Genomic DNA, 1,385 nt, shown 5'->3' with positions numbered 1-1,385 from the left:
GTATGTTTACCGCGCTGGAACGATTGGTACAGTAGCTGAAAAAACGGCGTATGGCTATGTAAAAGGTTATTCTACCGACAATAATATCCATATGCGGGGCGCTGAGACTGACCGTCTTGTTGCTGGATGTACAGGAGTAAAACGGACTACTGGACAGCATCCAGGTGGAATCATCGTTGTTCCGGATTACATGGATATTTATGATTTCACACCTATTCAGTTCCCAGCGGATGACCGAACTTCCGAGTGGAAAACGACTCACTTTGATTTCCATTCAATTCACGATAATATATTAAAACTTGATATTCTTGGTCACGATGATCCGACTGTAATCAGGATGCTTCAGGATTTGAGCGGTATCGATCCAAAAACGGTTCCGACAGACGATCCTGAAGTAATGAAAATATTCAGCAGTACCGAATCATTAGGAGTAACCGAAGATCAAATTATGTGTAAAACTGGAACGCTCGGTATTCCCGAATTTGGTACGCGTTTTGTTAGGCAGATGCTTGAAGACACGAAACCTACCACATTTTCCGAGCTTGTCCAGATATCCGGATTATCTCATGGTACCGATGTATGGTTGAGTAATGCTCAGGAGTTAATTCACAACCGAATATGTACACTTAGCGAAGTTATCGGTTGTCGGGATGATATTATGGTCTATCTGATTTATCAAGGGCTCGATCCTTCCCTGGCGTTTAAAATTATGGAATCAGTACGTAAAGGGAAAGGGCTATCTGAGGAATTCGAAGCAGAAATGAGAAAAAATGAGGTGCCGGAATGGTATATCGATTCATGTAAAAAGATTAAATACATGTTCCCGAAAGCCCATGCTGCAGCCTATGTTTTAATGGCTGTCCGGATTGCTTATTTTAAAGTGCATTTACCTTTATTATATTATGCCGCTTATTTCACAGTTCGTGCCGATGATTTTGAAATCGATGCGATGACGCGGGGATCTCAGGCGATCAAAACTAAGATTGAAGAAATCAATGTAAAAGGATTGGATGCTTCTACTAAGGAAAAGAATACATTGACGGTTCTTGAACTTGCCTTAGAAATGTGTGAACGCGGATACAGCTTTGCTAAGGTGGATTTGTATAAATCTAGTGCAGACCAATTCATAATTGAAGGTAACACGTTGATTCCACCATTCAATTCAATACCAGGTCTTGGAACAAATGCGGCCATCAATATCGTTAATGCACGTAAGAATGGAGAATTCCTCTCGAAAGAAGACCTACAACAGCGAGGGAAAGTATCCAAGACGATTCTTGAATACCTTGATAAACAAGGCTGTCTAGAGTCTCTGCCTGAACAAAATCAGTTATCTTTATTTTAAAAGAGAAGCTGATGATAAAAAGGAAGAAACAGACATGATA

The 1,385-nt window shown here is 40.5% G+C and carries 1 protein-coding gene; it reads left to right on the top strand.

The window, feature by feature from the left end; all coding sequences use genetic code 11:
* On the top strand, positions 1-1,345 hold a 1,345-nt coding region (locus AC1DUW_RS28855; RefSeq protein ID WP_477644191.1), incomplete at its 5' end, for a PolC-type DNA polymerase III.
* Positions 1,346-1,385 lie beyond the last annotated feature (40 nt).

This window comes from Peribacillus sp. P4_C12 (assembly GCF_056402095.1).
Note: the sequence above shows the minus strand (reverse complement) of the source record. Positions and strands in the feature narration are given on the sequence as shown.